Source organism: Alcanivorax sp. HI0083 (assembly GCF_001635175.1).
Genome location: NZ_LWFX01000977.1, coordinates 1 through 4,223 on the forward strand (window position 1 = coordinate 1; position 4,223 = coordinate 4,223).

4 protein-coding genes are annotated in these 4,223 nt (G+C 59.3%); 2 read left to right on the forward strand and 2 right to left on the reverse strand.

Annotated elements, in window-relative coordinates; all coding sequences use genetic code 11:
- Positions 1 to 368 precede the first annotated feature (368 nt).
- Both A3754_RS11570 and A3754_RS11575 read right to left on the reverse strand, forming a co-directional pair.
- The gene (locus A3754_RS11570) at positions 369 to 869 is read right to left on the reverse strand and encodes a nucleoside triphosphate pyrophosphohydrolase family protein (protein WP_063519810.1); all 501 of its coding nucleotides are present in this window, start codon (positions 867 to 869) and stop codon (positions 369 to 371) included.
- Positions 853 to 1,821 carry an alpha/beta fold hydrolase gene (locus A3754_RS11575; RefSeq protein WP_063519811.1) on the reverse strand — a complete coding sequence of 323 codons (969 nt, stop codon included), beginning with the start codon at positions 1,819 to 1,821 and terminating at the stop codon, positions 853 to 855. The genes A3754_RS11570 and A3754_RS11575 overlap by 17 nt, the downstream gene beginning before the upstream one ends.
- Positions 1,822 to 2,036: 215 nt before the next feature.
- Between A3754_RS11575 and A3754_RS11580 the strand changes: the two genes are divergently transcribed.
- Together A3754_RS11580 and A3754_RS11585 are read left to right on the forward strand one after the other, a co-directional pair.
- Entirely contained in the window at positions 2,037 to 3,539 is a 1,503-nt protein-coding gene (locus A3754_RS11580; protein ID WP_231880598.1) for an adenylate/guanylate cyclase domain-containing protein, read from the forward strand.
- The coding region (locus A3754_RS11585; protein WP_063519812.1) for a hypothetical protein at positions 3,523 to 4,223 on the forward strand (701 nt) is incomplete at its 3' end. The genes A3754_RS11580 and A3754_RS11585, both read left to right, overlap by 17 nt.

Sequence of the window (4,223 nt, forward strand, 5' to 3'; positions counted from 1 at the left end):
CTTTCTCGCGGCTGTTCAAAGGGATTCATTGGTAATTTGACGCCTGACGCCTGACGCTTGACGCCTGACGCCTGACGCCTGACGCCTGACGCCAAAAATTAAAGCCTAAGGAAAAATCGGCTCAAGCCGGTTTTCGTTTAATTTTTTCTCGTTATGCGTCCAGCGTCAGGCATCCAGCCTCCCATAAAAAAAGGCCCCGTTTCCGAGGCCTAATTGTTTCCGGAGACAACCGGAAGCATACGCAGCGGGATCAGATCCCGCAGTCATAGTGCCGCCGACCGCACCGCCCCGCCTTGACGTAAATCAGGTTTTTTTCTGTATTGCACAACCTGTATTGCACAACCGCATCCCCTGACGATCGCCAGACATTACCCAGCGCTTTGCGGATTGCCCGCCTGGGCCGCCAGCACCGGCGCCAGTGACGGAGGCGAGTACGCCGGGCCTTTCAACACCTTTCCTCGCTCATCCTTCACCGGCTTGCCATCAGCCCCCAACTTGCTCATGTTGCTGCGATGCACCTCCTCGCAGCAGGCGTTCAGGTCAATACCAAAAGTGTGCCCGGCGCCGTAGGTGACATAGTTGATATCGGTAAGCGCATCCGCCACTTCCACCAGGTCAACCTGAAACCGATCCAACGCCTCCAACTGCTCACGGGCCTGGGCCAATGTGGAGAGAAACGCCTGCTGGGCATCACTGGCATTCTGACACGTCGCTTCGGCCAGCTCGTGGAATTCCTCCAGCAACAAGGCCAGACGCAGGCGCACGGTCGCATCGTCCGGCACCACTGGCCGAGGCTCCACGGGCAACGAAAATGCCCGATGAAACTCCCCAACCTTATGAAAGTTGCTAACCTCAGACTTCATCGGCATGAATCTCTTCCAGAAAAGCCAGTATTTCCCGGTTCACTTCAGCCGCCTGCTCCATCTGGATCCAGTGGCCGCATTGATCCAGCATCACGGTACGCAGGTCCGGAATGTAATCCGGCATGCGCTGCAGCGCTTTCTGGCCAAACATGATCACCGGGTCCTGCAGGCCACCGATAAACAGGGTCGGCATCACGATCTGCCAGTCAGTGTCATCACGGCTTTCTTCCCAGGAAGCATCCATGGACCGGTACCAGTTGATCGGGCCAGTGAAACCGCTGTGCTCAAAACGCTCCACGTAATAAGCCAGGTCCTCTTCGCGCATCCAGCGGGGCTGGGTCGCCGGAACCGGCATGGACTGAAGGAAGCCGGTATCATCCGGGCCGACCTTGAAATCCGCGATCCCGTCGGCGGAAAGACCATGAAAAATACATCGCAAGCTGTACGACACGTCAGCCTCAAGCTCTTGCTCAGGCAGGGCCGCTTGCTGGAAGTACAGCATGTAGAAAAAACGGTCCTCGAACAGCTTGCGCATGGCGGTAGTAGGCGGCTCGGGCGCCGGGCCACCATAGGGAACAGACATACCGATCACCGCTCTGATTGCTTTGGGATATCGGCGTGCTACCTGCCAGGCCAGGCCACAGCCCCAGTCATGCCCCATCAGGATGGCGCTGTCATAGCCCAGCGCCTGAATCAGGGCCATCACATCCTCAACCAGCACACTCTGCCGGTAGGCATCGGCCTCTTTGGGACCACCGGTAAAGCCGTAACCGCGCAAATCCGGCGCCACCGCGTAATAACCGGACTGGGCCAGCACCGGCAGCTGGTACCGCCACGAAGCCCAGCATTCAGGGAAACCGTGCAAACACAGCACCAGGGGCGCACCGGCCTCGCCAGCCTCCGCTACAAAAAAATCCAGCCCATTGGCAGGAATCTGTCGCTCTCGCGTAAACGCCATACTCATATCCTAATTCAAGGCCGGGTAACAAACAGTCAGACGGCTACTTACCCGGCACCACTAAAATGCTATTGTTGGCATAAGGCACATGCCTGAATTTGACAGCAAGCACTGCCGCTGACAAGCACAGGCCGGCGCCCCGCGCCTAGTGATACTGCGGCAGGCCGAGAGAAACACAAAGGAACAACCCGTACAGCCACACCAGGGACGTAACTGTGAGCACGCCAAAGGGCCCCGAACAATCCAGCCCCCCCCAACGCACCCGCCTCGGCGAGTGGCTGGCGCCCTATATCCCGGCCTATTTCCCGGTGGCCTGGAAGCTGGGCCTGTCCATTTCCCTGCTGATTCTCTGCGGCATGACTATCCTCGGCACCCTGCTACTCAACAATCAGCTCAGCCGCATGCGCGACCAGGCAGACAGCTTTGGCACGGCCATCGCCCAGCAACTGGCCAACACCGCCCGCGAACCATTACTGGCGGACGACACCTTCTTTCTCAAGGTACAACTCAACAACCTGGCCCGCAGCGACAGCGTTCGCGGCGCCGCCCTGTTCGGTCGCGACGGCAACCTGATCGACAAGGCCGGCATTCTGCCGCTGGCCGCCAGCCCACTGCATGAGCAGGTAAAACGCTGGGATCTGGAAGACGAGCCCGTCACCACCTACTACGCCCCGATCAAGATCAGCGATGCGGTGGCCGGCCACACCGCCATTTCCCTGTCTGACCGCCCCATCGTGGCAGCCCGCCAGGCCGTGCAGGACACCATGGTGACCGCCACCCTGATCATGAGCGTGATCGCCATTATCGTTGCTTTCCTGATCAGCCGCCGCCTGGCCCAGCCGATTCATGACCTGCTGGCTGCCACCAGCGCCATGCGCAAGGGTGATCTCAACTACCGCATTCAGGATCGCCGCAACGACGAAATTGGCGGCCTGATCGAAGCCTACAACACCATGGCCCACGGCATGCTCGAAAAAGATCAGGTAGAACGGGTGCTGCAACGTTTCGTCAGCCCGTCCGTAGCACGCAACATGATGGCTGATCTGGATCAGGTACAACTCGGTGGCCGTGACGTTTCCGCCACGGTGGTCTTTGCGGACATCGTCGGCTTTACCCGGTTGTCCGAAAACCTGGCGCCGGACGCCATCGCCGACATGCTCAATGTCTATTTTGATGCTATCACCACGGCCACCAGCTTTTATCGGGGGACCATCGACAAATACATGGGTGATTGCGCCATGATCGTCTTCGGTGTGCCGGAGAAAGATGATGAACACCTGTTCCACGGCCTGTGTTGTGCGGTGATGATCCAGCGGCTGGTAGAGCGCCTCAATGAACACCGCCATGCCCACGGCCAAACCACCGTGGAATTCCGCATTGGCATCAACTCCGGTGACATGCTGGCCGGCAATCTGGGGTCACGCGATCGCATGCAGTACACCGTGGTGGGCGACGCGGTCAATTTGGCTTCACGGCTGTCGAACATGGCCGGCGGTAACGAAATCATTGCCGCCGCACCGCTTCTGTCCAACCCCAATATTGCCTCCCGGGTTCGCGCCACAGAATCCGGGGCCATGCGTATTCGCGGCAAAGAAAACCCCGTGGGAACCTATCGTATCGATGGCGTTCACGCCTTGTCCGAAACGCTGATGGAACAGCGTATTGCCCAGTTTCTGGCAAAACTGAATACGGAGCATCAACGTGTACAAGGCGAGTAGCCTGACCCTGGCCACGGTACTGGCTGGCTGTGCCACCCTCGGCAACCCCCACCCGGAAAGCGATGTCAGCGCTGCGCTGGAACAACACAATTACAGCCGGGCCGCCGCCATTATTGAACAAACCAAACCCAGGCACCCCGAATACCCGGCCTTGCAGGAGCAATACCCCGGAATCCGCCAGGCCAGCAAGGCGTACCGCCAGCACATCATTCTCCAGGCCCAGGAACTGGGCAGAAAGCAGCAATGGGATGATGCCTTCAACCTGCTGGACCAGAACCGCGACAAGGTACTGAACCCGGCGGCCATGGATGAATTAAGCACCGCCTTATCCACACAGGAAGAGCGCCAGCTGAACCAGTTACTGGCAGAGAGACGCCAGGCCCAGGCTGTCGCCATGCTGGCCAACGACAGGCTGGAACAGCAGCTGGCCGACTTTCATGCGCCCCACGCCAAGCAGGAACGCCAGAAACTGGCCGAGGAGCGTCAGCAACTGATTCAGGACCTGACCACCCTGGGCGAATATTTCGGTGAGCGGGAACAGTGGATGCTGGCCCGCGACCTGCTGCGTTCCGCCCATCAACTGGCCCCCCAGGCCAAACCCTCCCCGGTCCTGGCACAGGCCCAGCAGGTACTGAACAACGAAGAACAGCGCGCCCGCGCCAAGCGTAACCTTGCTCTGCAAAC